This is a genomic window from Desulfosporosinus metallidurans (genome assembly GCF_001936615.1).
Taxonomy (GTDB): domain Bacteria; phylum Bacillota; class Desulfitobacteriia; order Desulfitobacteriales; family Desulfitobacteriaceae; genus Desulfosporosinus; species Desulfosporosinus metallidurans.
On record NZ_MLBF01000165.1, the window covers coordinates 1 to 790 of the forward strand.

Here is a 790-nt window from a genome sequence, read left to right on the forward strand (position 1 = left end):
CGGGGCTGCGTTCCAAAATTGCTGCCGCACCGGATGATACCACCCGTTTCCGACTGGAAGGCGAACTAACCCAGGCTCTTGGGCGGTTGTTTGCTGTGGCCGAAAGCTACCCGCAACTGCGGGCCAGTGAAAATTTTGCCTCCCTGCAACAAGATCTGGCCGGCATAGAGACCGAGATCCAAATGGCGCGGCGCTACTATAACGGCGCAGCCCGCGCCCAGAACAACCGGGTCCAGACCTTTCCGGCCAATCTTCTGTCCGGGGCCTTCGGATTTTCCGTGCTGCCCTATTTTGAACTCGACGACCCGGCCGACCGCAACGCCCCCCGCGTCAGCTTCGACGACGGAGCCGGGTCGTGATCCGCAAATGGGTCGCAAGCCTCCTTTTATTCCTCCTGGCAAGCCTCCCCGCCACGCTTTGGGCGGCTTCGGCCGATGGAGCCTCCGAGCGCATCCTGTCCTTTGACAGCCAGGTGGCGATCGATCCGACAGCAGACCTGACCGTCACCGAAACCATCCGTGTCCAGGCCACCGGGGCCAGTATCCGCCAGGGCATCGTTCGGGAATTTCCCACCCGGTACACTGCTCCTGACGGCAAAGCGGTGACGGCAGGGTTTCGCGTCCTGTCCGTACGCCGCGACGGACACAGCGAAGACTACCGTACCGAATCGGCCGGAAACGGCATCAAGGTCTACATGGGAAAAAAAGGCCGCTTTCTTTCCCCGGGCGAGTACGTCTACGAACTGACCTACGTACACCGACGGCCAGATCGGCCAGTTTGGCGACTACGA

Annotated in this window: 2 protein-coding genes; both read left to right on the top strand. The window is 61.5% G+C overall.

Annotation, left to right across the window (positions count from 1 at the left end):
• Window positions 1-359, top strand: a 359-nt coding sequence (locus tag DSOL_RS26155; RefSeq protein WP_139314641.1) for a LemA family protein, incomplete at its 5' end; no start/stop codon positions are given.
• A partial coding sequence (locus DSOL_RS26160) for a DUF2207 domain-containing protein (protein WP_207649688.1) occupies window positions 356-790 on the top strand: 435 nt, incomplete at its 3' end. The genes DSOL_RS26155 and DSOL_RS26160, both read left to right, overlap by 4 nt.